Source organism: Kitasatospora sp. NPDC057015, assembly GCF_042673745.1.
Classification (GTDB): domain Bacteria; phylum Actinomycetota; class Actinomycetes; order Streptomycetales; family Streptomycetaceae; genus Kitasatospora.
This window is the reverse complement of sequence record NZ_JBHUSG010000020.1, coordinates 36,905-60,675: the sequence shown is the minus strand read 5'-3', so window position 1 is coordinate 60,675 and position 23,771 is coordinate 36,905. Positions and strand designations below refer to the sequence as shown.

The following is a 23,771-nucleotide window of genomic DNA, read 5'->3' as shown; positions in this document are numbered from 1 at the left end:
GTGACATAACTGGCGTGAGAATCAAGAACGCCCTCCGGCGAGCCCCGACAGCGCCACGTATGCCTTCTCCCAGCCCGGGAGGGACACGCGGCCGCGCAGGACCGACTCGGGATCGGCCGCGATCCGGCCGAGCAGACGGTGGTAGATGCCGGCCATCGCGGCGGTGCAGGCGCGGCTGCGGCGGTCCAGCAGCGGCAGCAGGCGCAGGCCTTCGGCGAAGGACTCCTGGGCGCGCGCGGCCTCGAAGGCCACCAGCCCCGTGAAGTCCGCGCCGACCGGCGGGACGGCGAGCGCGAAGCCCTCCTCGCAGCCGAACCGGGCGAGGTCCTCGGCGGGCAGGTACGTCCGGCCGTTGACCGCGTCCTCGCGCAGGTCGCGCAGGATGTTGGTGAGCTGCAGCGCCAGGCCCAGGGTGTCGGCGTACCGGGCCCCGAGCTCCGGGTCCTCGCAGCCGTAGACCCCGAGCGAGAGGCGGCCGATCGAGCCGGCCACGCAGCGGCAGTAGACCTTGAGCTGCTCGAAGGTCTGGTACTCGGCGCCCTTGAGGTCCATCTCGACGCCGTCGATCAGCTCGTCGAAGCCGCCGAGCGGGATCGGGAAGCGCCGCGCGGCGTCCGCCAGGGCGACCTTGATGGGGTCGGTGTCGTCCTCCGCCACCGCGCCGGCCCGGATCTCGTCCAGCAGCTCGCGGGTGCGCAGCAGCTGGTCGGCCTTGCGCTCGGGTGGCAGTTCGCCGTCGCCGATGTCGTCGACCCGGCGGGCCAGGGCGTAGAGGGCCGACATGGCCAGCCGCTTGGGTTCCGGCAGCAGCCGGATTCCGTAGCTGAAGTTGCGGGCCTGCAGGGCGGTGACCGCCTCGCAGTACCGATAGGCCGCCATGACCTGCGCCGACGCCAGTGGTGATGCCGCCACTCGGGCGTTCACCTTCCCTTCGCGAAGATTGCCGCCGCCTTCGCTGCGAGGCGGCGCTTGTCGGGCTTCGCCTGCTGGGCGAGTACGTCGTACCCGGCCGCCTCGACGGCCGCCAGGGCCGCGTAGCCGCCGGCGGTGAATCCCGCCAGGAGCAGTCGGAGCCTCCCCCGAACCGTACCCACCAGCGGCGCGCCGCGATCGAGCAGGGTCCGGGCCCGGTCCGCCTCGAAGGCGATCAGCGCGCGCACGGCCGGGCCGGCGGTGGGTGCGGCGAGGTCGGCCTCGGTGACGCCGAACCGCGCGAGGTCCTCGGCGGGCAGGTAGATCCGGCCCCGGGCGAGGTCCTCGGCGACGTCCTGGAGGTGCTCGACGATCTGCAGGGCGCTGCAGACGGCGTCCGACAGGGCGACCCGCTCGGGGGTGGAGACACCGGCGATCGAGAGCACCAGCCGGCCGACCGGGTCGGCGGAGAGCCGGCAGTAGTCGATCAGGTCGCGGTAGCCGGGGTAGCGGGCGGTGGTCTGGTCCACCCGGTTGGCCTCGATCAGCCGGCGGAAGGGCTCCGGGGTGAGCGCGTGCCGGCCCACCAGCGGGACGAGGGCGCGCATCAGCGGGTGCCGGGGCCGGTCGGCGGCCGCCGGCTCCAGGGCGCTCTCGAACACCCGGTCGAGGTCGCGCTCCAGGCCGTCGAGCAGGGCGAGCCGGAACGCGGTCTCCACCGCCGTGGGCGGGCCCGCCGGCGCGCCCGGGGCCGGGGGCGGCGGCGCGGGCACGGCCGGGTCGACCCCCAGCGTGCGGGCGGTGCCGGCGGGGTCGGCGAGGTCGCCGTCCCCCGCGTCGTCCACCAGCCGGGCGAAGCCGTAGACGGCCATCAGGTCCGTGCGCCAGGCTGCGGGCAGGAAGAAGGGGGCGACCGGGAAGTTCTCCAGGTCCGCCTTGTCCAGCGTCACGCCTGCCGTCTGGTCCGCTGGCTCGCTGCTCGGATGGGCCGAAGCCGACACTGCTGTCACTCCCCCGTTCTACACCGCCTGGACCACTGACCTCGCCCGGACACGCGTCCGATACCGGGCGTCCCGTGCGACGCACCACTCCCCGGCGTACAGCCTGACACCGCGGAGCGCGCCGCAAAAGACCGCCTGCGAACGCCTCACCGCACTGTCACCCGCACGGCGGAGGGGCCGGCGTCCGGGACAGCTGGTGTCCCGGACGCCGGCCCCTCGGCCGGACGGCTCAGCGCTGCGGGCGCTCGCCGCGCTCGTAGGCGGACACGACCTCCTCGGTCGGCCCGTCCATCACCAGCTCGCCGTGCTCGATCCAGATGGTCCGCTCGCACACCTCGCGGATCGACGAGTTGTCGTGGCTGACCAGGAAGACCGTACCGGCCGCCTTGCGCAGCTCGTTGATCCGGGCCTTGCTGCGCTGCTGGAAGGCCTGGTCCCCGGTGGCCAGCGCCTCGTCGATCAGCAGCACGTCGTGGGTCTTCGCGGCGGCGATGGAGAACCGCAGCCGGGCGCCCATGCCGGAGGAGTAGGTGCGCATCGGCAGGGAGATGAAGTCGCCCTTGTCGTTGATCCCCGAGAAGTCGACGATGTCCTCGTAGCGGGACCGCACCTCGGCCGGCGACATGCCCATCGCCAGGCAGCCCAGGACGACGTTGCGCTCACCGGTGAGCTCGTTCATCAGGGCCGCGTTGACGCCCAGCAGCGACGGCTGGCCGTTGGTGTAGATGCCCCCGCGCTCGGTCGGCAGCAGGCCGGCGATGGCCGCCAGCATGGTCGACTTGCCGGAGCCGTTGGAGCCGATCAGGCCGACGGCCTCGCCCTTGTACGCGGTGAAGCTGATGCCGCGCACGGCGTGCACCTCGCGCACGCCGGAGGCGCGCTTGCGGCTGATGATCCGGCTGATCGCGGAGGTCGCGCTGCCCTTGCCGGAACCGGCGCCGTGCACCCGGTACACGATGTGGACGTCGTCCACGATCACGGTGGGCTCGCGGGCCGGAACGGTGTCCTGCACGGCCGGCTTCTTCCCGATGTCGACGTTCGTTGCACTGTCAGCCACGGCCGTACTCCTCCTCTGCCTTCCAGAAGAAGACGAATCCGATCACGAGCATCACGACCGCCCAGCCGATGCCGTAGGCCCACAGGTGGGCCGGCAGCTCCTGGTAGTGCTCCTCGTGCTTGTTGTAGATGATCGGTGCGAAGGCGTGCCGGACCAGGTCCATGTAGACCGAGGCCGGGTTGATCGTCATCACAACCTGGACCCACTTGGGCCAGTTGTCGATGCGGTCCTGGATGCTGTACATCACGCCGGACATGTACAGCCACGCCCGCATCGCGAACGGGATCAGCTGCGAGATGTCACTGGTCTTGGCGCCGATCCGGGCCATGATCAGGGCGACACCGGTGTTGAACATCGACTGCAGCACCAGCGCGGGGGCCACCAGCAGCCAGGTCCGGCCGGGCTCGATGCCGCTGGCGATCACCACGACGACGAGCACGACCAGGGAGATCAGCAGCTGCTGGAGCTGGATCACGGTGAAGGCGATCGGCAGCGAGGCCCGCGGGAAGTGCAGCGCCCGGATCAGCCCGAGGTTGTCGGAGATGGCCCGGGTGCCGGCCTGCACCGCGCTCTGCGTGAACTGGAACACGAAGACGCCGATGCACAGCCACGCCACGTAGAACGGGAAGCCGTCCTTGTTGGAGAGGATCACACCGAAGACCAGGTAGAACACCGCGCAGTTCAGCAGCGGGGTAACCACCTGCCAGATCTGGCCGAGCTTGGCGTCGGTGTACTGCGCCACCAGGCGCGCGGTCGCGAACGCCCAGATGAAGTGCCGCCGGGCCCAGAGCTGCTTGGTGTACTGGACCAGTGACGGGCGCCGGCCGCTGACCGCCAGGCCGTACTTGTCCGCGAGCTGCTTGGGGGTCAGGCCGGCGTCCGCCCCCCTCGGGGCGGAGAGGCTGGCAGGTTCACTCACTGTCGACACATTCGTCCTTCGCAGGGATCGGGAGTCGGGCGAGCGGGCGGCGGGGGGGACGCCGGCCGTTCGCCGAGGGGGATCCAGGGGATCACGGGGGATTCGGCCGGCGGTGTGCCCGCCGGCCGCTGCGATCAGATGACCGGCGGTCTGCCCAACCTGGTCAGCCGCCACACAGTACGCCATCGCATCGGCCGACGCTCGCCGCAGGGCTCGCGCCAACCCGCCCGGAACCCGCCCAGCCAGGCCCTGAGCGCCTCCGGGGAGGGGCGGCGGGCCAGCGTGAGCAGGAACCAGGTTCCCAGGTAAAGAGGCACCAACAGGGCGGGAAGGTTCCGCCTCGCCAGCCAGACCCGGTTGCGGGCCACGTTGTGGAAGAACGTGGCGTGCCGGGCCGGGGAGGTCGTGGGGTGGTGCAGGACGACGTCGGCCCGGTAGTCGATGGACCAGCCGGCGTCCAGCGCCCGCCACGCGAGGTCGGTCTCCTCGTGGGCGTAGAAGAACTCCGCGGGCAGCTGGCCGGCCTGCTCGAAGACCGTGCAGCGCACCGCGCTGGCACCGCCCAGGAAGGTCGTCACCCGGGAGGAGCGCAGCGGGTCGCTGGCCCGCAGCCGCGGGACGTGCCGCCGCTGGGTGACACCGGTGTCCGGGTCGGCGATCCGGAAGCTCACGATGCCCAGCTCCGGATCGGCGGCGAAGGCCTCGCGCAGCAGACGGGCCGAGTCCGTGCCGGGCAGCCGGCCGTCGTCGTCCAGGAACAGCACGGCGTCGACGTCCCGGCCGTTCGGGCCGAAGAGCTCGATGCCGACGTTGCGCCCGCCGGGGATGCCGACGTTCTCCGGCAGCTCGACCGAACGCACCCCCGCCGGCAGCGGCGGCAGCGCGGCGCCCTGGCCGACCACCGCCAGCTCCACGGCGGGGCCCTGCTGGGCGAGCACCGAGTCGATCAGGGCGGTCAGCTCGGCCGGGCGGTTGCCCATGGTGATGATCACCGCACCGAGCCGGAAGTCCTCGGGGCGGGTCGTGGCGGCGCCGGCGGCGGCGGCCGGGGCGCTCATCGGAGCCTGCTGGAGAGGACGATGCTGAGCAGGTGCAGGACGGTCTGCAGCATGGCGATCGCGGCCAGCACGACCACCGCGAGGCGGGTGAAGAGCAGCCCGCCGTGCACCGCGTCCGCGACGCCGGCGGCCAGGACGAACAGCGAGGCCTCCACCGCGCCGACCAGCCGGTGGAACTTCAGGAAGGCCGCGGCCTTGCGCGCCCTGGCCACGCCCGAGGAGCGCGGGACCGAGGCGCTGTCCTCGACGGCGGTCAGGCCGCTGCGGGCCCGCGCCACGTCCACCAGGTCGGTCTCCGACTTGATCAGGATCGCGCCGAGCGCGGCCAGCGTGCCCAGGAACGCCCACTCCCAGTGGGAGGCGGCGCCCTCGCGGTGGAACAGGTCGGTGGCCCGCAGCCCGAGGCCGGTGAGCAGCGCCGCCTCGGACATGTAGTGGCCGACCCGGTCCAGGTACACCCCGGTGAGGGAGGTCTGGCGGCGCCAGCGGGCCACCTCGCCGTCCACGCAGTCCAGCAGCAGGTAGAGCTGGATCAGCAGCGCGCCCAGCACCGCCCCGGCCAGGCCGGGCACGACCAGGGCCGCACCGGCGAGGACGCCGGTGAGCATCATCAGGTAGGTGAGGCCGTTGGGCGTGATGAAGGTGACCGGCGCCAGCACCCGGGTGATCCGCAGCGAGATGCTGCGCATGTAGAGGCGTCCCGCCCAGTGCTCGGCGCTGCGGCGCTGGAGCATGCCCTCCGGATGGATGACGGCCCGGAGCTCCTCGATCGAGGGGCGGACCGTGAGGTCGACCGGAGGGCGGTCAGTCGTTGACGGCTTGGACATAGTCGGCGTACGCGTCCCTGATTGCTGATGGGGAGAGGTCTAGGTGCTCAAGGATGGTGAAGCGACCCGGACGGGTGTTCGGAGCGTAGTGCACCGCCTCGGTGAACTCCGCCTCGGTGAAACCGATCTGAGCTGCGGTCACCGGCAGGCCGTGGCGCGCCAGGCGCTCCACGATCAGACCGGTCAGCTCGCGCTCGCCCCGCAGGAAGCTGGCGAAGGCGGCCCCGAGGCCCACCTGTTCGCCGTGCTGGGCGGATCGCTTGGGGTACAGCACGTCCAGGGCATGCGAGATCTCGTGACAGGCACCGGAGGAGGGCCGGGTACTGCCCGCGATATTCATCGCGATGCCGGACAGTACCAGGGCTTCCGCCAGCACCGTAAGGAGGTCCTTGTCCTGGAGGTTTCCCGGGTGGCGCAGCAGGTTCTCGCCGGCCGAGCGCGCCATCGCGACGGCGAGTCCGTCGACCTTCTCGCCGGTCACGGCCTGGGAGAGCTCCCAGTCCGCGCAGGCCGAGATGTTGGAGATGACGTCGCCGATCCCGGCCGCCACGAAACGCTGCGGCGCCTCGCGGATCACGTCCAGGTCGACCACGATGCCGATCGGGCTCGGGACCCCGTACGAGCCGCGCCCGGCGTCGTTGTCGAGGGTCGAGACGGGCGAGCAGATGCCGTCGTGGGCCAGGTTGGTGGCGACCGCGACCAGCGGCAGGCCGACCCGGGCGGCGGCGTACTTCGCGGCGTCGATGATCTTGCCGCCGCCGAGGCCCACCATGGCGTCGTAGTGGCCGGCCCGCATCCGGTCCGCCAGCCGCACCGCGCTGTCCAGGCTCCCGTCGTCCACGCTGTACCAGTCGGCGCCGGGCAGCGCCGGCTCCAGGCGCGCGCGGAGCACCGCACCGGACCCGTTGCTGATCGCGATGGCGATCCGCCCGGCGGCCGACAGCCGCTGGTCGGCGAGGATGCCGGCCAGCGCGTCCAGGGCCCCCGAGCGGATCTCCACGAAGACCGGCGACGGGACCAGGCGGGTCAGTACCGGCACGCGATCTCCCGCGCCTTGGTCAGGTCGTCGTGGTTGTCCACCTCGACCCAGGAGACCTCGCCGATCGGCTGCACGTCGATCCGCAGGCCGCGGTTCACCATCTCCTGGTAGCCGTCCTCGTAGTACAGCTGCGGGTCGCGCTCGAAGGTGGTCCGCAGGGCGTCGGCGAGCTGCTCGGCCGCCGAGGGGTTGATGACCGTCACGCCGATGTACTCGCCGGTCGCCTCGACCGGCTCCATCAGCTTGGTGATCCGGCGCACGCCCGTGGCCGGGTCGACGACGACCTTCATCTCCTCGTCGGCGAGCTTCTTCACCGTGTCGAGGGCGAGCAGGATGCCGGGGGCGCGGCCCTCCTTGGCGAGGCGGTCGTTGCCGTCCAGCATGGTGCGCTGCACCGACGCCGGGTGCACGGTGTCGCCGTTGGCGAGCAGCAGGCCCTCGCCGAAGAGGTCCCGGGCGCACCAGAGGGAGTAGGCGTTGTTCCACTCCTCGGCCTTGTCGTTCTCGACCAGGGTGAGCTTGACGCCGTACTTCTGCTCCAGGGCGTCCTTGCGGTCGTACACCGCCTCCTTGCGGTAGCCGACCACGATGGCCGCCTCCCGCAGACCGACCTCGGCGAAGTTGCCGAGGGTGAGGTCCAGGACGGTCCGCTCGCCGTCGACCGGCACCAGTGCCTTGGGCAGGGTGTCGGTGTACGGGCGCAGCCGGCGGCCGGCGCCGGCTGCCAGAACGAGGCCGATCATGCGGTGTCTCCTGATCCGTCGTGCTCCGCTGTTCGAGCGCCGCGCACGGAGGTGGGCGTGCGAGCGACCGCGCGGGACGGCCTCACGGGAGTGATCCCGTACCACCCGGCCACCTGCCCACCGGATGCCCGCGCCGGCCACGTGGGGTGGCGCTCCGGTACCGCCGCGGGGGCGGTACGCCGTGTTAGTGATGGTAGGCGACCGCGACCACCAGCCCGAACGCGCCCGGGGCGGCTGCGGACGGCGGACGGCGGCGGCCCGCGGCGGCGGCGTCCGGGGGCGGCCGGCCCCGGACTCATGATCGAAAGTGATCGGACCCGGACTCCGATCGAACGGGTTTCCTATTCGAAAGCGCAGGAGCGGCCAACAATGCGTCGGGCGGGAATCCACCCCACCCATGCGGCAGACTGGGGCGCGACGCCACCGGTGCTCCCGAAAGAGGCCTCATGCCGCAGAGTCCCCCGACCAACCCGACGCACTTCAGCTCCGAGATCGACACCGGTCTCGACGTCGAGACCGACGTCGACGAACCCGCCGACGAGACCGGCGGGCCGGAGATCCTCCTGGAGCTGGTCGACGACGAGGGCGTCACGATCGGGACGGCCGAGAAGCTCTGGGCGCACCAGCAGCCCGGCCGGCTGCACCGCGCCTTCTCGGTGTTCCTCTTCGACCGCCAAGGCCGGATGCTGCTCCAGCGCCGCGCGCTCGGCAAGTACCACTCGCCCGGGGTCTGGTCCAACACCTGCTGCGGCCACCCCTACCCGGACGAGCCGCCCTTCGTGGCCGCCGCCCGCCGCACCGCGGAGGAGCTGGGCGTCGCGCCCGCCCTGCTCTGCGAGGCCGGCACCGTCCGCTACGACCTGCCCGACGAGGCCTCCGGCCTGATCGAGCGCGAGTGGAACCACCTGTTCGTCGGCCTGGTCACCGCCCCCGTGCTGCCCAACCCCGACGAGGTGGACGACTTCGCCTTCGTCAGCGCCGAGGAGCTCAAGGAGCTGGAGTCGGAGCGGCCGTTCTCGGTCTGGTTCCGGACGGTCTTCGAGGCCGCCCTGCCGGGGATCCGCGAGATCGCCGGACGCGACTGGTAGCAGGACCGACGGCAGGCGTCCAGGGCCCGTCTCCGGGCCCGGCGCCGGCCGGCCGGGCTGGGCCCGGGCCCCGCCGGTGCCCGTCAGGTGCGGGCCGGCGTCCCGCCGTCGCCCTGCGGCGCGACCGGGGGCTGCGGGCCGGTCAGCGGCTGCAGCGAGCTCAGCACCTGCACGACGGCGGTGGCCCGCGGGATCCGCGCCGGCTCCGGGACGTGGGCGCGCAGGGCCGGGTCGCCCGAACCCTGCGCGGACTCCTCGGCGGCGGCCGGCGGCAGCGGCAGCGCCGCCCAGATGACCTTGCCGCCGTCCGGCGTCCGCTCGACGTCGCAGACCCCGCCGGCCTGCAGGGTGACGCTCTTGACCAGCAGCAGCCCGCGCCCGCCGAGCTGCCCCAGATCGCTCTCCAGGGCCTTCGGGCGGTACGGGTGGCCGTCCTCGACCGCGATCCGCACGGTGCCCCCGCCGATCGTGAGCTCGGTGGTGACCTGGGGCGACAGCACCGCCGCGTGCGTCACCGCGTTGCTCACCAGCTCGGAGACGATCAGGAGCAGGTCGTCGATGAGTTCCTGATAGCGCCAGCCGGACATCCCCTGGGCGAGGAGTCTGTCCCGTACCGCGTGCCTGGTCCTGGGAACCGACGACTCCTGGGCCAGGACGGAGATCCGCCAGGCGCCCTCGACGGGACCGGCACCCGGCCGTCTCGCCCCGGGCTCGGCCGCCCCGCTGATCTGTTCCACGTCAAGCCGCCCTTCGTGCTGGTGACGGGAGGCTTCACCGGCTGCCGCCGACGTCGGGAATCAGGCGTTCCACTCATGGCTCCCTTGGTCCACAGAGGCTAGGAGAGCGGCGGCGGACACCACGGTAGCGTCGACAACTTGCCCGTGTCGGACCGCTCACGCCCGATTCCGACCGCTTCTTGTCGTACATCTGCCAGAAAGATTCACCAGGGACAGCCGGATCGTTCATCTCACCGGTCGCCTCCCGGAAGCCGCCTCCTCGGTGCCCCCACCCGCACCGGGGACCCCGGGCACACCCGGCCTCCCGGTCGGACCCAGCCACCCGGGGGCCGGCCCGCCCGGCCCGCCGGCGCCGGCGGCCGGCCAACCGGGCGGGCACAGAAACGCAGGTGAGAAGCGCTCCAGAACCCTGGTAGTGTTCTCTCTGTCGCCAAGGGGAACAGCAGGAGAAACCCCGAGGCACACACCCTGTCCGGGTGGCGGAATGGCAGACGCGCTAGCTTGAGGTGCTAGTGCCCTTTATCGGGCGTGGGGGTTCAAGTCCCCCCTCGGACACCAACCATTTCCCCACGGGGAGATCTAGTACTCAGAAGGTGCGGGTCGAGGTTCGCCTCGACCCGCACCTTGTTTTCCCCCGGGTAGTAGGTGCCTCGCAGCCCCAAGGCCTGGTAGACGGGTGTCTTCACCTCGATCCTCGCGTGGCTGATCGCGGCTGCCATGTCGGCGATCTTGGCGACCAGAGCCTTGATCTGCTTCCCCGAGACAGGTGCCCCTGGCCGGGGCAGGGCCTTCAGGCGGATCTGCGCCTCAGCCTTGGCCACCTGGACCTCGTTGGTCCAGAGGGCAACCAGCTTTGCGTCTCCGCCGGCTTCGAGCACGCTCCGGTACTGAGCGATCTTCTCGTCGCTCGTCTTGATGACTCGTCGAGCGTCCTCGGCCGCCGAGCCGTCCGTCGCCGTCGACAAGTCGTCCCGCTGGGCGTCAACCATGGCTGCCAGGGTGCGCTCAAGGCGGCCGGGAGCGAAGGCCCGGGCGATCCAGGCGTCCAGCGGCCCGACGAGGTCCGCTTCGCGAACATAGACGTTGCGCGGGTGCTGAACGTGGTTCGCGAGCGCGTACTCGTCGGGGAAGCGGCAGCGGTAGTACGGCTCGCCGTGACTTTGCTGACCTTGCATCTTGCGGTTGCACAACCCGCAGCGGAGGGCGCTCTTGAAGGCGTAGTGGTTCGTGGTGCGGTAGCCCGTCTGCTTCTTCGGGCCACGGCCACGGGAGGCGAGAACGGCCTGTGCCTGCTCGAACGTCTCCTGGTCGATGATGGCCTCGTGGACGGGTTCACTGGAGTGGATCCACTTGTCGCTGGGATTCCAGCGCATCACTGGCATGTGACCAAGCGTCACGTCTTCGGTGTCGAAGAGGACTTCATCCTTCCGTTGCTTGGCCCATACCTGATGGCCGGTATAGCGAGGATTGGTGAGGATCACCCGGACAGCACTCTTCGCCCAAGCGATGCCGACGCGGTGCGGGTTTCGGGCTGGGTCATGGGCGGAGGGACAAGGGATGCCATCGCGGGTCAATGCCTCGGCGATAGCGTAGATCCCCAGTCCTCGCAGGAAGTCGCGAAAGATCCGCCGCACCACTTCTGCGGCAATCGGGTCCACCTCCAGGCGCTTGAGCATCTTGCCGTCGGCTGCCTTAGCCGGGTTGGGATGCGGCGCGTACGGCACTACCATGTATCCGTATGGCGGGCGCCCGCCGAGGTAACGACCCTCAATCTTGGTCTGAGCCTCCATCGAGGCGCGGACACGGATCTTGATGCGGGTTCGCTCGCCCTTAGACATGCCGGCGAATACCGACATGATCAGATCGTGGCCTTCATTCTCGGGATCAATGGCCCCGCCTACCTCAGGCACCCACAGGGGAACCCCATAGTGGGTGAAAAGAGGGAAGGTGTTGCCGAACTGATTTCCGTAGAAGGCTCGATGGGGCTCGCCGATGACGACGGCGTCGAAGCCCCGGTTGGGGTCCTTGAGGGCTTCGAGGAGATCACTGGTCCGGGGACGACGCCGCCAGGGGATCGACCTGGACATGCCGACATCGAAGAACTGGGTGACGATCTCCCCGCCCTTCGGCGCGATGAGGGCCTTGGCTCGGGACAGTTGCCATTCCCGGGAGGATTCCGGGTCCTGCTGGTCCTCCGTCGAGCATCGACCTGCGAAGGCGAAGGAGATCAATCAGCCGTCCTTTCCTTGAACGTGAACGGGCAACCGCTGCCCTGCGCCAACAAGTACTCCCACGTCGGGAACTAGTCCACTCCCTTCCCGGTGACGTAGATCTCAGCATTTCTGCTGACTTCAATGATTAGGTCAAGCAAGGCTTTCGCCACGGACGAATCCACCAGAGGTGGTTCACCGGGCAGCTCCACGGCGACTGCGGGCACCGTCGCTTTGCCTTCCGTTTGGATGATGACTGAGCGCTCTCCGATGGCTTCTCCTTGGTGAGTTAGTTCCTGATGATGGACACCAGCAGGTCGTAGTCGCGGAATCAGATGGCAGGGAGTCGGCGCGTGAGAGCGAAACTGAAAACCGAAGTTCACGGTCTATTCCCTGCCAACTCCGATGAGACATGCGCAACATGTCGTTGTTCCCGGTTGTTTGGTGCAGGTAGGTTGGCCGGTCCATCCGCCGGAACAGCCCGGCAGGGAAGTCCGAGGGGGACCGTGGCACTGAGGATCTTCCGCGTGGGCGGCAGCGAGGCGCACGAGCTGGCGGGCTCGGCGGCCCAGTTGGAGCGGCACCTGCAGACCTACGTCGAGCGGAACATGGAGACGCTGCTCGGTGTGCGCTTCGTGGCCACCGAGGTGTCAACCGGCCCGGTGCACGCCGGACGCATCGACTCGCTCGCCCTCGACTCGGACGGCTCGCCCGTGGTCGTGGAGTACAAGCGCGGTCGCGACGAGAACGTCATCAGCCAGGCCCTGTACTACCTCGCCTGGCTGCGGGACCACCGGCGCGACTTCGAGGACCTGGTCGCGCGACGGCTCGGTCCGGTGGCTGTGGAGCAGGTCGACTGGACGAGCCCGCGGATCATCTGCGTAGCTGCCGGGTACAGCAAGTACGACCGCCACGCCGTCGGTGAGATCGATCGCCGCATCGACTTGGTGCGCTACCGGTACTTCGGGGCCGATCTGTTGACGCTGGACCTGGTGGCCTCCACTGCCGGGTCGAGCGCCCGGGCAGGGGGCGGTACGACCGCCCTCGCGCAGGCCGGCCGCAAGACGGTGGCGCAGCGGCTGGCCGGTGCGCCGGAGTCGGTCCGGGACCTGTACGCCGACCTCGACGGGCGGCTGCTGGCTCTCGGCGACGCGCACAGTGTCGAGCTGCGGCACTACTTCGCCTACCGCCGCGGGGCGAACTTCGCGACGGTGACGGTCCTGGCCAGCGGTCTGCGGGTGTTCCTGCACCTGGACCCGCGGTCGGTGGTGCTGGAGAAGGGGTTCACCCGGGACCTCTCCTCGTTGGGGCATCTGGGCACCGGGGACCTGGAGGTTCGGATCGCCTCGGCGGCGGACCTCGACCGGGCGGCGCCGTTGCTGCAGGCCAGCTACGACGTGGTGGCGTAGCACTGCTTGGGCCGCCTGGCGGCGTGTACGGATGCGGGCGAAGTGACGGGCCGGTGGGGGATGTTCTCCCTGTCGGCCCGTGGCCGTTGCGGCGCTGCTCGGCGGCGGGGTGCTCAGCTCCGGGGTGCGCGGGGCAGTTGGGTGATCAGGCTGCGCTCGCGCACGAGGTCGGCGTGGAATTGGGCGTCGTTCGGGCCCAGCACCTCCATCGCGTTTTCGACGGCGGCCAGGGCCTCGTCGCGGCGGCCGAGCATGCGCAGCGCGCCGGCGGAGCGGAACAGCATGACGGGGTCGTCGTCGGTGAAGGTCGGCCAGGCGGCGAGCCGCAGGATCTCCTCGGCCTGGTCTGGGAGGGCGTCGCCCAGCCACAGGCCGTGCAGCAGGGCGTGCACGACGGCCGGCTCGTCGCCGGCCTCGTCGAGGCTGCTCCGCATCGCGGTGATGCCCTCGGTCCTGGACTGGCCGAGCAGGGCGAACGCCTGCAGGGCCCGGGTGTAGGGATCCCACTGCGAGCGCTGGCCGACCGGGATGCCGGCGAGCAGGTTGGTGATGCTCCGGCAGCGGAAGTCGTATCTCAGGCCGACGAGTTGGAGGTGGCGCAGGGCGCGGGCGTGGACGTGGTCGGTGCCGGGGCGGTGCAGGTGGCTGTTGCCGTACAGGTGGGTGCCGGCGCTGTTGTGCTGGGTGCGGGCCTTCCAGGCCACCGCGTTGCAGAATCGGGCCGAGGTCCGCCAGTTGGCGCCCGCCCGGCTGAGCCAGGACGCGGCGGTGTGGGTCCACGGCAGGCTGTCGTCGATCAGGGTCTCCACGTGGGCTCGGGCGACAGCGAGCGCGGCCGGGCGCAGTTCCTCGCGGGACATGGCGTGGGTCAGCGTGGCCTCGAGGTCGGGGTGGTCGAGGAGGCCCTTGAGGACGAGCCGGTTCGCACCGCTGTCCTGCTGGGGGTCTCGTGCCAGGTGGGCGAGGCCCATGGAGAGGGTGACGGGCGGTGGGGTGGTCAACTGGTCCTTCGGGTGCTCGTGTCGGGTGCGGTGATGGAATGCCCCGGGCGGCGGTCAGCGGGACCGGCCCGCCGGGCCAGGGGTTGCGGTGCCGGCGTCGGCGGCCCGCGGTACCGGCTCGGGTGTCGCCCTGGTCGTCCGGCTGCGTGCCGCCTCGATGCGGCGGGCCGTCGACCGTACGGGACGGCTGGCTGGCAGCGGCGTCACGTCGAGGTGGATCCGGTGCTCCGGCGTCAGGTCCCTGCCCAGGCGTTCCACCGGGGCCCGGTCGACCACCGCGCCGGTCACGGCGGCGAGGAGCGGAGCGGGGGTCTGCAGGGAGAGCTTGGCGTACCAGCCTTCCTTGGCGCCGGGGCCGAGGGAGCCGCCGCTGAGCACCCAGTCGGTGTCCTGGCCGCGGGGGTCCCGGGTGGGGTCGATGTTGCGGCCGATCGTGGCCATCTCGGTGTCCGGTTCGGTCCAGGCGATCGTGGCGGGCGTGCTGTAGTAGTCGTGCCAGCCTGCCTCGATCAGGGGTTGCAGGCCCGTGTCCGGGAGCTGGACGGGGTTGAAGAGGGAGCGGGGGTCGCTCGTCAGCCTCTCGGCGATCGAGGTGTGGAGTGCTGCGACGATCTCGGGCGGGGTGAGTGGGTCGAACTCCGCCCGCCAGCGTTCCGCGCCGCTGAGTGGGGAGTTGGACGTGGTCACCCAGGTCGTGCCCACGGCCGTGGTGCGGGCCTGGGCCCGAAGGCGCCCGCAGTGGCTGGTGTACAGGGTTTCGCCGTCGCCCTCGGCGACGGTCCAGCCGCGGTCGAGCAGCGGCCGGGCAGCGGTGCCGGGGTTGTGCCCGGGGCCGGCGAGGTAGACGGGGCCGGCGCGCACCAGGGGCGGCGGGTCGGGCAGCCACTGAGGGGCGAACAGGGTGGGTGTGGCGGTTGCGGTCGTGGCGTAGAGCGCGCGGACCGCCTGGTCGGCCTTCTCGCGGGTGTCCGGGTCGAGGTCTTTCCAGGTGCGCCGGTCGGGGCCGTGGGCGGTGCTCGCGATGACCTCGTCGTCCATGACGTCGCCGAGGCCGGACTCGTCGTCGCCCCAGTGGATCCATTGCGTGCACACGACGGCCGCCGCTTCGTACAGGTCGTCGTTGGTGAACACCAGGTCCGACAGCGCCAGGTCGGTTCGCGGCAGGCTCGTGGGCGCGGCGCTCCAGTTCCGGCGGCCGGGTTCGGGCTGCAGGCCGACGAGGAGTTCGCTGCGCCAGGCCGCGTCGAGGACGAGGTCGGTGACCAGGGCGGTGGCAAGGTCGAGCTGCTCCTGCGGCAGCTGTCCCCAGGTGACGGCGCCAGCGGGGCCGCGTGTGCTGGGGATGGTCTGCTCGGCGAACATCACCGCGACCTCCTCGGCGGGGCCGTAACTGACCCATTCCAGGACGTTGGCGATGCTGAGCGCGGTGACCCGCCGGACGTCCTCGTCTGTGAACGCCGGCGTGCTCGCGCCTGTGGTGGCGCTGTCGGGTTCCGGTCGGGTGAGGTGGGCCAGGAGCCGCTCGTCCATCCAGTCCGGGTCGCGCCGCAGCGGGGCGGTGTCGGTGAGGGCGTGGGCGAGGGCTTCGACGACGACGGTCGGTGCCGCGGTGGTCAGCATCGCCTGCCAGTACGGCGGGTATCCGCCGTTGCTGCGGGGGCCGGCCTCGAAGTGCACGTGGGGGCGGGCCATCAGGTCGAGGGGGTCGCCCGGCGGGTCGAGCCGGATGTGGAGGCGGGCGTGTTCGTCGGGGGCTTCCAGGGTGAGGGTTCCGTCGCGCAGGACGCTGCGCCAGCCGGCGTCGCGCAGTGCCCGGATCAGGGTCCGGCGGTCGGTGGGTTCCTTGAGCGCGGGGTGTCCCTCGCCGGTCCAGTCGACGGCTGAGCCGGTGCGGGCCAGCTCCTCCGTGACGGCGGTGACGATCTCGGGCGGGGTCTCCTGGGAGAAGGCGGCCTGCCACTGCGGCGGTCCGAGGGGCTCGCGGGCGGCGGCGATGTGCCACCAGGCGCCGGGGTCGAGCTGTCCGGCGCCGATCCGGAAGCGGTGGTCGGGGCTCCACGCGAAGTCCTGGCTCAGCTCGCGGGAGCTGCTGCGGCCCCACGCCCATTCGCCGGACAGCCGGTCGAAGACTTGGTCGCTGTAGTCGCGGCCGGCCAGGTAAGCGGGGGTGACGTCGATCATTAGGTCCGGCTTCGCGACCGGGGTGGCGGGGCTGATACGGCTCTCCGGGATTCAGTTCGGCGCCGGGACTGGTGGCGGCGGCGCCGTGGGATGGGGGTGTGGGGTCAGCGGGTTCGGCCCCGGGGCGGAGGGTCGGCGGGCGGCGGGGCCGGACCGGCGGGCGGCTCAGCTGCGGGCGCGGCCGTCGAGGTGGTCGAGGTGGTGCGCGCGGCGGTGCTGCGGGGACTCGGTGCGAGCCGGTCCCAGGAGGAGCCGATCGCGGCGATGCCGGAGCCGACGTCCTCGACGCGGCCGGCCAGCGCGGCGAGGTCCCGGGCCACCCCGGTGAGGCGGTCGGCCAGCTCGTCGCCGGGCACATGGCCCAGCCGCGCGCACCACGCCGCCGCCTCCTCGGCGAAGTTCCTGAGGCCGACGATGACGCCGGCGGGGCCGAAGGCCTCGTCGGTCAGCGTGGCGGCCTCGTGGTGTCCGGCCTCCCAGTGCAGCCGCACCGTCAGGTCCTTCACCGCGCCCACAGCGTCGGGCACCGGCCTGGGGACGAACGGGCCCGGCTGCGGCGGCCCGCCGAGGCCGGGATCGAGGTCGACGGTGAAGCCGGCGGCGCTCAGCATGTTGGCCGCCGCGCTGGCGGCCCGGTTCTGGGCGCGCTCGTCCAGGTGGAGGGGCAGTCTGGCGTAGTACTCGCGCGACATCATGTCGATCCGCGCGAATCCGGCGCGCTCCAGGAGGCCGATCGCGAACTGGCTCCAGGGGCCCTCGGCGACGGTGCCGGTGTGCGGCGACCGGCTGATCCGAAAGGGCTGTGTCAGGTCGGGGATGGGCGTGGTCCCTTCTGGCTGCGGGCAGGCGGCCGAGCATGGGCCGGATCCGGATGGATGGTGGCTGTTAGGTCGTCGCTGGCGGCTGCCGCGGTGCCTTGGCTATCGGGCGGCCCGGCTGTGCTCCGGTTGCGGCCGGGCGGCGCGCGAGGACGTAGTGACGGGTGTCGCGCGGCCTGCGGCGGCGGGCGAGAGGGCGCGAGCGGCGTCCGACCGGGTGACGGCCTTGGCCGGGTCGGTGATGGTGAGGTGGGGCAGGTTGGCGGCGGGGTGCCGGTGTCGGGATCGCTATGGTGCGGCCAGTTGCGCTTCTTGGTGAGAAAGTCGAGGGCGTCGTCGGTGTCGCCCGGCGCCGGCGAGGTGGCGGGGGGAGACGGCCAGCAGGGGGTCGTCGGGGGCCATGGGTCTCCAGGTGGTGGCCGTGGCGGCACGCCGCGGGAGTTCGGCCACGGTGTGCGGGGCAGGCCGATGGTGGTGCCCGCAGGGACGGTCGCGGCTGGCCTGGGGTCACCGGGTTGGTTCGCTCTGGTGCGGGCTCTGCCGGCCTGAGCCGTGATGGTGGTCAGGTCCTCGTCCGTGGTGGGCGGTTGGCATGGGCGGCAGCGACTGTCCGGGCAGCGGCGTCCCATCGCTCGGCGGGGATGGCGGCGAGCGGGGTACGCCGGGTCGCGGCCTGGGCGCGGGGCGCCAGGGGGCTGGGCCGGACGGTGATCGCCTCGTGGTGGCCGGCGGGCATCTCGGCGCGTCGGCGCAGGGCGGGTACCGGGTCGGTGAGGTGGCCGAGGGCGGCGGTGATCAGCCGGGTCGGGGTGTGGGCGGCGAATGTTGCGTACCACCTCTGTCCGCCGGGTGGCTGTCCCCACAGGACGACCCTGGCTGGGTGGTCCTGGCTGTCCGGGTCGCCGTGGTGGGCGCCGCCGTCCCAGCGGATCAGGGCCGCCGTCGCGTCGGTGTTCTGGAAGGCCATCTCCCGCTCGGTGCTGACGTCCCGCCAGCCGGCCTCGCGCGACTGTTCAGCCAGCAGGGTACGGGTCGGGCGGCGGCCCCACAGGACTTCCTCCCAGGCGACGCCGGTGTACGCCATGGCGTGGGAGAGGGTGTCGGCGACGGCCAGGACGATCTCGTGCGGGGTATGGAGGTCGACGTCAGCCCGCCAGGAACTCCGCGAGGGCGGCGTCCGGATCTCCGGGGCCGGCGAGGAAGCCGTGTTCGACGACGACCTGCTCCTCGTCGTGCTGCGGGCCGGGGCCGGTTGTGTCAGCGGGCAGGGGTTGCCTCCGGGCGCGGGCGGGTGACGGGGTGGGTACGCAGATAGGAGCGGTGGTACATGGGGATCTCGGAAGCGCGGCGCTGGTAGGGGGCGGGGCGGGTGAGCGTGTGGAGGGCGGCGAGGATGAGGGCGGGCGGGGCGAAGCGGGTGAACTGTGCTCGCCAGTGGGGGTCCTGGCGTCCTGCGGGGCCGGCCCACAGGGTGAAGACCTGGTCGGTATCGGCGCTGGCGGGCCGCTCGTAATACCCGCGGATAGTGAGGCCGGCGGTCCGGTCCGCGCTCTCGTGGGTCATCGTCGTGCTGGTGTCGCCGGTGCTGGTCCAGCCCGCCCGCGCTGCCTCGGCCTGGATCTGCTCGTCGGTGTCCTGTTCTTCGGTGCCCCACAGGTGGGTGTCGCGCTGCTCGTCCGTGGGCTGGGCGAGGGCCCAGGACAGGCGCCGTGCCACGGCGAGTGCGGCCTCGGCCGGCGCGTTCGAGCTGAACGTCGCTGTCCATTCCAGCAGGCCGCGCGGGCTGCGGTAGGAGGCGATGGCCCATCGGGATACGGCTGTCGGGTCGATGTCGAGGGTGATGAGCGTCGTCGTGTCCTCGTGGACGGCCACGGTGCTGTGGGCGTCCGGGTGGTGGTGGTTCCACTCCTCGCGGCCGTCGAGGAAGGCGGCCAGTGCCATCTCTGCTTCGCCGGGACCGGCGAGGTATCCGGGGAAGACGGTCATCGGCAGGTCGTGGGTGAGCGCGCGGTCGAGCGCCATGGGTGCTGGCTCCTGGGTGAGGGGTCGGCGGTGGCCCGGGCGGGCGCCCGGGCCACTGCCGGAACACGGGAGGGAAGGGCTACTGGCCGGCGGCTGCGGCCCGCTCGGCCTTCAGGATCGCGGCGACCTGCTCGGCCCGGGTGGTGCCGATGCCGACGCCGCGTTCGCGCACGGCCTTCGCGACGGTGGTCGCGCTCAGGCCGCCGCCGCCCTGCAGGCTTTCGCGGGCGATCTGAAGGACGGTCTCCAGCGGGGCGCCCTTGGCGCGGGAGCGGCGAGAGCGGGCGGACGGCTCCGCCGGCTCACCGGCCGGTGCGGTCCCGGCCTCGACGAGGTCACCGAAGCCGTCGGAGCCGTCAGGATCGTCGGGCGACCCGGTGAGGCGTGCGGTCCCGGTGAGTCCGCAGACCACCGACGCTGCCAGAGGCCGGCAGGCAGCGGTGATCAGGTGGGCGGGTGTGACGTCGTCGAAAGTGACGCGCCAGCGCCCGCCGTCGGCGATCCCCCACAGGACCCAGCCGCGCTCAGCACGGTAGGTGTGGTCGAGGCCGAAGGTCCTGCGGCAGCCGCAGAACGTTCCGCTGCCGGCGGCGGGGCACCAGCTGAGGTCCGGCAGGCAGTCGGAGGCGTTCTCGGCCGCTGGTCCGCGAAGGGCCCGCTGCTGGTCGCGCGGATCGGGCTCCGCGAGGTCGCAGGCGAGCGCGCACATGAACGACTGGAGTACCTCGTCGGGGGCGTCGCCGCTGAAACGCGCGCGCCACAGGGCGTCGCCCGTGGGGCCGGAGTAGGCGGCGACGGTGAGCGCCGGTTCCCACGTCGCGCCGAGGTCCTCCTCGACCCGCACGCGCTGGCAGGGGCTGACGAGCACTTCGTCGCCTGACGCCAGTTCGTGCATGGTCCAGTCGGCGGCGCAGGAGTGGTGACTGGCGTCCGCACCGTGGCAGTCGGCGTCAGTGGCGGGTGAGGCGGGGCAGGGTGTGGGCAGGGTGGCTCCTTGGACTGGCGGGGCGGGAGGGCAGGGTCGGCCTGGAGCCGCTAGGCCGGGGCGCGTTCGTCGTCGGCGGCCTGCTGGGCCTCGGCCAGGCGCCGCTCGGCGATGTCGGCGTAGTGGTCGGTGAGCTCGATCCCGAGGAAGCTGCGGCCTTCCAGCAGGGCCGCGACCCCGGTGGACCCGGAGCCGGCGGTGAAGTCGAGGACCGTGCCGCCGGGTGGGCAGATCTTCACCAGGTCGCGCATCATCGTGACCGGCTTCTGCGTGATGTGCTCCCGCTTGGAGCCGGACGGCTGGCTGCCCTCCAGCAGGCCGCGCAGGTAGACGGGGTTGCGCTCGGGGTCCATTGCACCCCTGGAACCCCAGACCACGAACTCGCAGTTCTGGGTGATCCGCCCCTTCTGCGGGCGGGCGGCGGGCTTGTACCAGGGCACGATGCCGCGCCACAGCCAGCCGCCGGCCTGCAGGGCGTCGGTGGTGGTCGGCAGTTGCCGCCAGTCGGTGAAGACGCAGGCGGTGGCGCCGTCGACGCTGAGGCGGTGCGCCTCGGTGAGCAGCTGGGACAGCCAGAAGCCGTAGGAGCGCTGGTCCTTGTTCTCGCCGGGGAAGTCGGGGAGGACCTTCTTGCTGCCCGCGGTCGTGTACTTGTCGCGGGCGGAGCGGCCGGTGCGCTCCTGCGTGGTCCGGCCTCCGGAGTTGTAGGGCGGGTCGCAGATGACGCAGTCGACCGTGCCGCTCGGCAGCTCGGTGAGGCGGGTCAGGGCGTCGCCCCGGTAGAGGGTGTATTTGGTCAAGTGGGCATGTCCTCGCACAGGTTGGGTGGTGGCGCCGGTCGGCGCGGGGCTCGGCCGCACGGATGGGAGCGGCGGGCCGCGAGGCCCGGTGGACAGGGCGCGCGGAGAGGGCCCGCTGCGCACTTCGCCGCTGGGCCTGATAGGAGACTAATCGCCGGGATATCCCCCCGGCAAGGAATCCAATAATTCTCGTGGATATCCATGAGTTTCTTGCCGGGGGGATATCCCGGCGATTACTGTCTTCAACAGCGCCGGGAGACACTCCCCCTGACCTGCACCGACGGAAGCTGGAACTTTCTTCGGAGCCACGGGGCCGCTGCACCGGCCTTTTCTTCCGCACCCCGGCCGCGCGTGGACGCCCTGGGACGAGTATCCCGCGCCGCTGCCTACACGATCGGAGCCCGCTACGTGACGGGAATTCCCCTGCCCACATTGTCCGCCCGCTGTCCGGGCCCGCACCGAGGAGGTCCGGGCCGCCGGCGGAGCCTGTGAAGAAGCTCGTCGCTGCCCTCGGCGCCGCAGCGCTGCTCGCCCCGTTCCTTGTGATCCTTCCGCTGATGGTCGTCTCCGCCGGCAAGGCGTCGGCGGCCTGCCCCTCCGGTGGTTCACAGGCTGTGGACAGCGCGGCCGTGGAGGCCGCGGTGAAGGCCATCCTCGCCGGGGCCGCCGCTCCCACCGACGCGGTGGAGGGGCTGGACCTGCCGACCGTGCAGATTCCGATGGCCGAGGCGATCGTGGCCACCGGTATCGCCCTGCAGGTGCCCGCCCGGGGTCAGGTCATCGCCCTCGCCACGGCGATGCAGGAGTCGCGGCTGCGCAACCTTTCCGGTGGTGACCGGGACTCGCTCGGGTTGTTCCAGCAGCGGCCCTCCCAGGGCTGGGGTACACCCGCCCAGCTGCAGGATCCGGTGTACGCGAGCACCGCCTTCTACAAGGCGCTGCTGCAGGTGGCCGGGTGGCAGGAACTGCCGCTCACCGTCGCCGCGCAGGCGGTCCAGCGCAGCGGCTTCCCGGACGCCTACGCCCAGTGGGAACTGCTTGCGAGCGCCCTTCGGCAGGCGATCGGCACAGCGCTCGGCGCACCGTCGGCCAGCGCGACTGCGCCTGCTCCCGCGTCGCCTGGATCCTGCACCCCCTCGGGTACCGACACCGACTGGGGCATCATCCCGGCGGGTTCCCTCCCGCCCGGCTACCAGATTCCCACCGACGTCCCGCCCGCGGTGCAGTCCGCGATCCGGTGGGCGCTCGGGCAGCTCAACACCCCGTACCAGTGGGGTGGTTCCTGTACGGCCAGCCACGGGCCGGACCCGATGGGCCGCTGCGACTGCTCCAGCCTGACGCAGCAGTCGTACAAGGCCGCCGGCGTCACCCTCGACCGCGTCACCTACGACCAGGTCCGGGACGGGAGCGCCGTCGCGGTGGCCGACCTGCGGGCCGGCGACCTGCTGTTCACCGAGCCCGGCGCCAGCGGCCCGGAGCACGTCGGTATGTACATCGGCTCCGGCTTGGTGGTGCACGCCCCGCACACCGGTGACGTGGTCCGCATCGCCGAGTTCAGTTCCTGGAAATCCGGCGTGATCGCGATCCGCCGGGTCGTCGCCTGAGCTTCTGTAGGTTCCGGCCAGATCTGTCAGGCTCCAGTCAATCTGTCATCAACTTGTCCTTTCCGACAGATCGTTCGGAAAGTCTCAGGTCATCTGCTCGGCGGCCTTCCGTCCAGGTTACGCGGCGCCGCCTTCCGCGACAGCTCGTCCGGATAAGTCCGACGACAAGTCGATCGGACAGCAGTTGGAGCCGCAGGTCGGCGGCACGTGCCCTGACAAGCAGGGCCGGAACCTACAGCTTCGCCACCCCCTTCCTCTCGTGCCGCAGCGGCGCCGATCCGCGCCCCGGCACGCCCAAATCACCTCTCTGGAGAGACGTTTGTCCTTGATCCTCGCCACCGAGGTACTCAACCACCTTGCCTACGACCCGGGTGTCGCCCCGGCCGAAGGCGGCCTTCCGGGCCTGGCAGTCCTGAAGCAGGTCGTCTCCTCGATCAACCTCTTCGCCGTCATCGCGACCGTCGGCGCGCTGTGCGTGGCCGGCATCGTCTGGGCCTGGGGCCACCACACCGGCAGCCACGGCGCCGAGGCCAAGGGCAAGCAGGGAGCGCTCGTCGCCGCCGGCGTCGCCCTGCTCCTCGGCGCCGCCAACGGCCTCGTGGCCTTCTTCTCCGCCCTCGGGACCCAGGTCAAGTAAATGCCCAAGTCCCAGCTTCGCAGCACCAATTCGGCGTTTCACCGAAGGCTGCTGATCGGGCTGGGCGTGCTGCTGGCCGCCGCCCTGACCGCCGGGCTCGCCGCCCGGCTGTCGGGCGGCGGCCACAGCGACCGCCCCGCCGCCACCCCCACGGCTACCGCCACCACCCGCGCCGCCCCCCCGACGGCGCCCCCCGCCACCACCGCAGCCAGCGCCGAGACCGGAGCGGGCGTTGCCCGGCCGCCCGGCACCAGTTCCCCGACCGAGTTCGCCCAGGCCTTCGCCCGCACCCTCTGGTCCTACGACACCCGCACCCTCGACCAGCAGAGCTTCGTGAGCGGCCTGCGGCTGTGGCTCACCCCGGAGAGCCAGTACGCCGACGGCGCCTCCGTCGAGGCCCAGGTCCCCGACCCGGTCCTCTGGTCGCGGATGCGCGATCACGCCCAGACGTCCAGCGCCGCCATCGCCGAGGCGCACCTGCCCGCCGCCTACGAGCGGGCCATCGCCAAGGACCCCAGTGCGCTGACTGCGGCCTACATCTACGCCGTCACCGTCACCGGCAAGGTCGAGGTCGCCTGGACGGGCGGCGGGCGGGGCGCCGAGGCCCGCGCGATCACCCTCGCGGTGCAGTGCCGCCCGCAGCAGGACTGCGTGCTCGCCGCCATCGCCCCCACCGTCTACCCGTGACCGTCCCAACGGTCCCCAGGAGGTGAACAGCCCATC

The 23,771-nt window shown here is 71.7% G+C and carries 21 protein-coding genes, 1 tRNA gene and 1 pseudogene; 6 read left to right on the top strand and 17 right to left on the bottom strand.

Going from position 1 to position 23,771, the window contains the following annotated elements:
• Positions 1–21: 21 nt before the first annotated feature.
• The 8 genes from hpnD to ACFTWP_RS20240 all read right to left on the bottom strand — a co-directional run bounded on the left by hpnD (position 22) and on the right by ACFTWP_RS20240 (position 7,556).
• Complete coding sequence (gene hpnD, locus ACFTWP_RS20275) at positions 22–879, bottom strand: presqualene diphosphate synthase HpnD (RefSeq protein ID WP_380266052.1); 858 nt, start codon at positions 877–879, stop codon at positions 22–24.
• Positions 880–920: 41 nt separating this feature from the next.
• On the bottom strand, positions 921–1,862 hold the full coding sequence (gene hpnC, locus ACFTWP_RS20270) for a squalene synthase HpnC (RefSeq protein WP_380265977.1): 942 nt from the start codon (positions 1,860–1,862) through the stop codon (positions 921–923).
• 280 nt (positions 1,863–2,142) lie between these two features.
• Positions 2,143–2,943, bottom strand: a complete 801-nt coding sequence (locus tag ACFTWP_RS20265) for an ABC transporter ATP-binding protein (RefSeq protein ID WP_380266051.1) — start codon at positions 2,941–2,943, stop codon at positions 2,143–2,145.
• Positions 2,944–2,962: 19 nt separating this feature from the next.
• Positions 2,963–3,898 (bottom strand): ABC transporter permease, encoded by a 936-nt coding sequence (locus ACFTWP_RS20260; RefSeq protein WP_380265976.1) that lies wholly within the window; start codon positions 3,896–3,898, stop codon positions 2,963–2,965.
• Between the two features lie 125 nt (positions 3,899–4,023).
• On the bottom strand, positions 4,024–4,947 hold the full coding sequence (locus tag ACFTWP_RS20255) for a glycosyltransferase family 2 protein (RefSeq protein ID WP_380265975.1): 924 nt from the start codon (positions 4,945–4,947) through the stop codon (positions 4,024–4,026).
• Positions 4,944–5,681: a CDP-alcohol phosphatidyltransferase family protein gene (locus ACFTWP_RS20250; RefSeq protein ID WP_380266050.1), complete on the bottom strand. Its 738-nt coding sequence runs from the start codon at positions 5,679–5,681 to the stop codon at positions 4,944–4,946. Before ACFTWP_RS20250 ends, ACFTWP_RS20255 begins: the two co-directional genes overlap by 4 nt.
• A gap of 70 nt (positions 5,682–5,751) precedes the next feature.
• The gene (locus ACFTWP_RS20245; RefSeq protein ID WP_380265974.1) at positions 5,752–6,813 is read right to left on the bottom strand and encodes an iron-containing alcohol dehydrogenase family protein; all 1,062 of its coding nucleotides are present in this window, start codon (positions 6,811–6,813) and stop codon (positions 5,752–5,754) included.
• Positions 6,801–7,556 carry a sugar phosphate nucleotidyltransferase gene (locus ACFTWP_RS20240; protein WP_380265973.1) on the bottom strand — a complete coding sequence of 252 codons (756 nt, stop codon included), beginning with the start codon at positions 7,554–7,556 and terminating at the stop codon, positions 6,801–6,803. The genes ACFTWP_RS20245 and ACFTWP_RS20240 overlap by 13 nt, the downstream gene beginning before the upstream one ends.
• A 446-nt stretch (positions 7,557–8,002) precedes the next feature.
• On the opposite strand from ACFTWP_RS20240, the gene idi reads away from it, so the two are divergent.
• A complete protein-coding gene (idi, locus tag ACFTWP_RS20235) occupies positions 8,003–8,644 on the top strand; it encodes an isopentenyl-diphosphate Delta-isomerase (RefSeq protein ID WP_380265972.1) in 642 nt (213 codons plus the stop codon).
• A gap of 263 nt (positions 8,645–8,907) precedes the next feature.
• Here the strand turns inward: idi and ACFTWP_RS20230 are convergent.
• A pseudogene (locus ACFTWP_RS20230) lies at positions 8,908–9,381 on the bottom strand (ATP-binding protein); the annotation flags it as partial.
• 470 nt (positions 9,382–9,851) lie between these two features.
• On the opposite strand from ACFTWP_RS20230, the gene ACFTWP_RS20225 reads away from it, so the two are divergent.
• Positions 9,852–9,939, top strand: a tRNA-Leu gene (locus ACFTWP_RS20225).
• On the opposite strand, the gene ACFTWP_RS20220 is transcribed toward ACFTWP_RS20225, so the two are convergent.
• Complete coding sequence (locus ACFTWP_RS20220; protein WP_380265971.1) at positions 9,918–11,612, bottom strand: recombinase family protein; 1,695 nt, start codon at positions 11,610–11,612, stop codon at positions 9,918–9,920. The two genes, ACFTWP_RS20225 and ACFTWP_RS20220, sit on opposite strands and share 22 nt — an antisense overlap.
• Before the next feature lie 485 nt (positions 11,613–12,097).
• On the opposite strand from ACFTWP_RS20220, the gene ACFTWP_RS20215 reads away from it, so the two are divergent.
• Entirely contained in the window at positions 12,098–13,000 is a 903-nt protein-coding gene (locus ACFTWP_RS20215) for a DUF5655 domain-containing protein (RefSeq protein WP_380265970.1), read from the top strand.
• A 113-nt stretch (positions 13,001–13,113) separates the two neighbouring features.
• Here ACFTWP_RS20215 and ACFTWP_RS20210 read toward each other — a convergent pair whose 3' ends face one another.
• From ACFTWP_RS20210 to ACFTWP_RS20180, 7 genes are all read right to left on the bottom strand, one after another.
• On the bottom strand, positions 13,114–14,001 hold the full coding sequence (locus tag ACFTWP_RS20210) for a hypothetical protein (RefSeq protein WP_380265969.1): 888 nt from the start codon (positions 13,999–14,001) through the stop codon (positions 13,114–13,116).
• 54 nt (positions 14,002–14,055) lie between these two features.
• Positions 14,056–16,182, bottom strand: coding sequence for a DUF317 domain-containing protein (locus tag ACFTWP_RS20205; RefSeq protein ID WP_380265968.1), 2,127 nt, complete (start codon positions 16,180–16,182; stop codon positions 14,056–14,058).
• A gap of 104 nt (positions 16,183–16,286) precedes the next feature.
• Entirely contained in the window at positions 16,287–16,877 is a 591-nt protein-coding gene (locus ACFTWP_RS20200; protein ID WP_380265967.1) for a hypothetical protein, read from the bottom strand.
• Positions 16,878–17,562: 685 nt separating this feature from the next.
• The gene (locus ACFTWP_RS20195; RefSeq protein WP_380265966.1) at positions 17,563–18,084 is read right to left on the bottom strand and encodes a DUF317 domain-containing protein; all 522 of its coding nucleotides are present in this window, start codon (positions 18,082–18,084) and stop codon (positions 17,563–17,565) included.
• Positions 18,085–18,257: 173 nt separating this feature from the next.
• Complete coding sequence (locus tag ACFTWP_RS20190) at positions 18,258–19,022, bottom strand: DUF317 domain-containing protein (RefSeq protein WP_380265965.1); 765 nt, start codon at positions 19,020–19,022, stop codon at positions 18,258–18,260.
• Between the two features lie 79 nt (positions 19,023–19,101).
• Positions 19,102–19,890 carry a DUF317 domain-containing protein gene (locus tag ACFTWP_RS20185; protein WP_380265964.1) on the bottom strand — a complete coding sequence of 263 codons (789 nt, stop codon included), beginning with the start codon at positions 19,888–19,890 and terminating at the stop codon, positions 19,102–19,104.
• Positions 19,891–20,057: 167 nt separating this feature from the next.
• Positions 20,058–20,807: a DNA-methyltransferase gene (locus tag ACFTWP_RS20180; protein WP_380265963.1), complete on the bottom strand. Its 750-nt coding sequence runs from the start codon at positions 20,805–20,807 to the stop codon at positions 20,058–20,060.
• Positions 20,808–21,295: 488 nt separating this feature from the next.
• Between ACFTWP_RS20180 and ACFTWP_RS20175 the strand changes: the two genes are divergently transcribed.
• From ACFTWP_RS20175 to ACFTWP_RS20165, 3 genes are all read left to right on the top strand, one after another.
• Positions 21,296–22,411, top strand: coding sequence for a C40 family peptidase (locus ACFTWP_RS20175; RefSeq protein WP_380265962.1), 1,116 nt, complete (start codon positions 21,296–21,298; stop codon positions 22,409–22,411).
• A gap of 328 nt (positions 22,412–22,739) precedes the next feature.
• Complete coding sequence (locus tag ACFTWP_RS20170; RefSeq protein ID WP_380266049.1) at positions 22,740–23,048, top strand: DUF6112 family protein; 309 nt, start codon at positions 22,740–22,742, stop codon at positions 23,046–23,048.
• Entirely contained in the window at positions 23,049–23,735 is a 687-nt protein-coding gene (locus ACFTWP_RS20165; protein WP_380265961.1) for a hypothetical protein, read from the top strand.
• Positions 23,736–23,771: the final 36 nt, after the last annotated feature.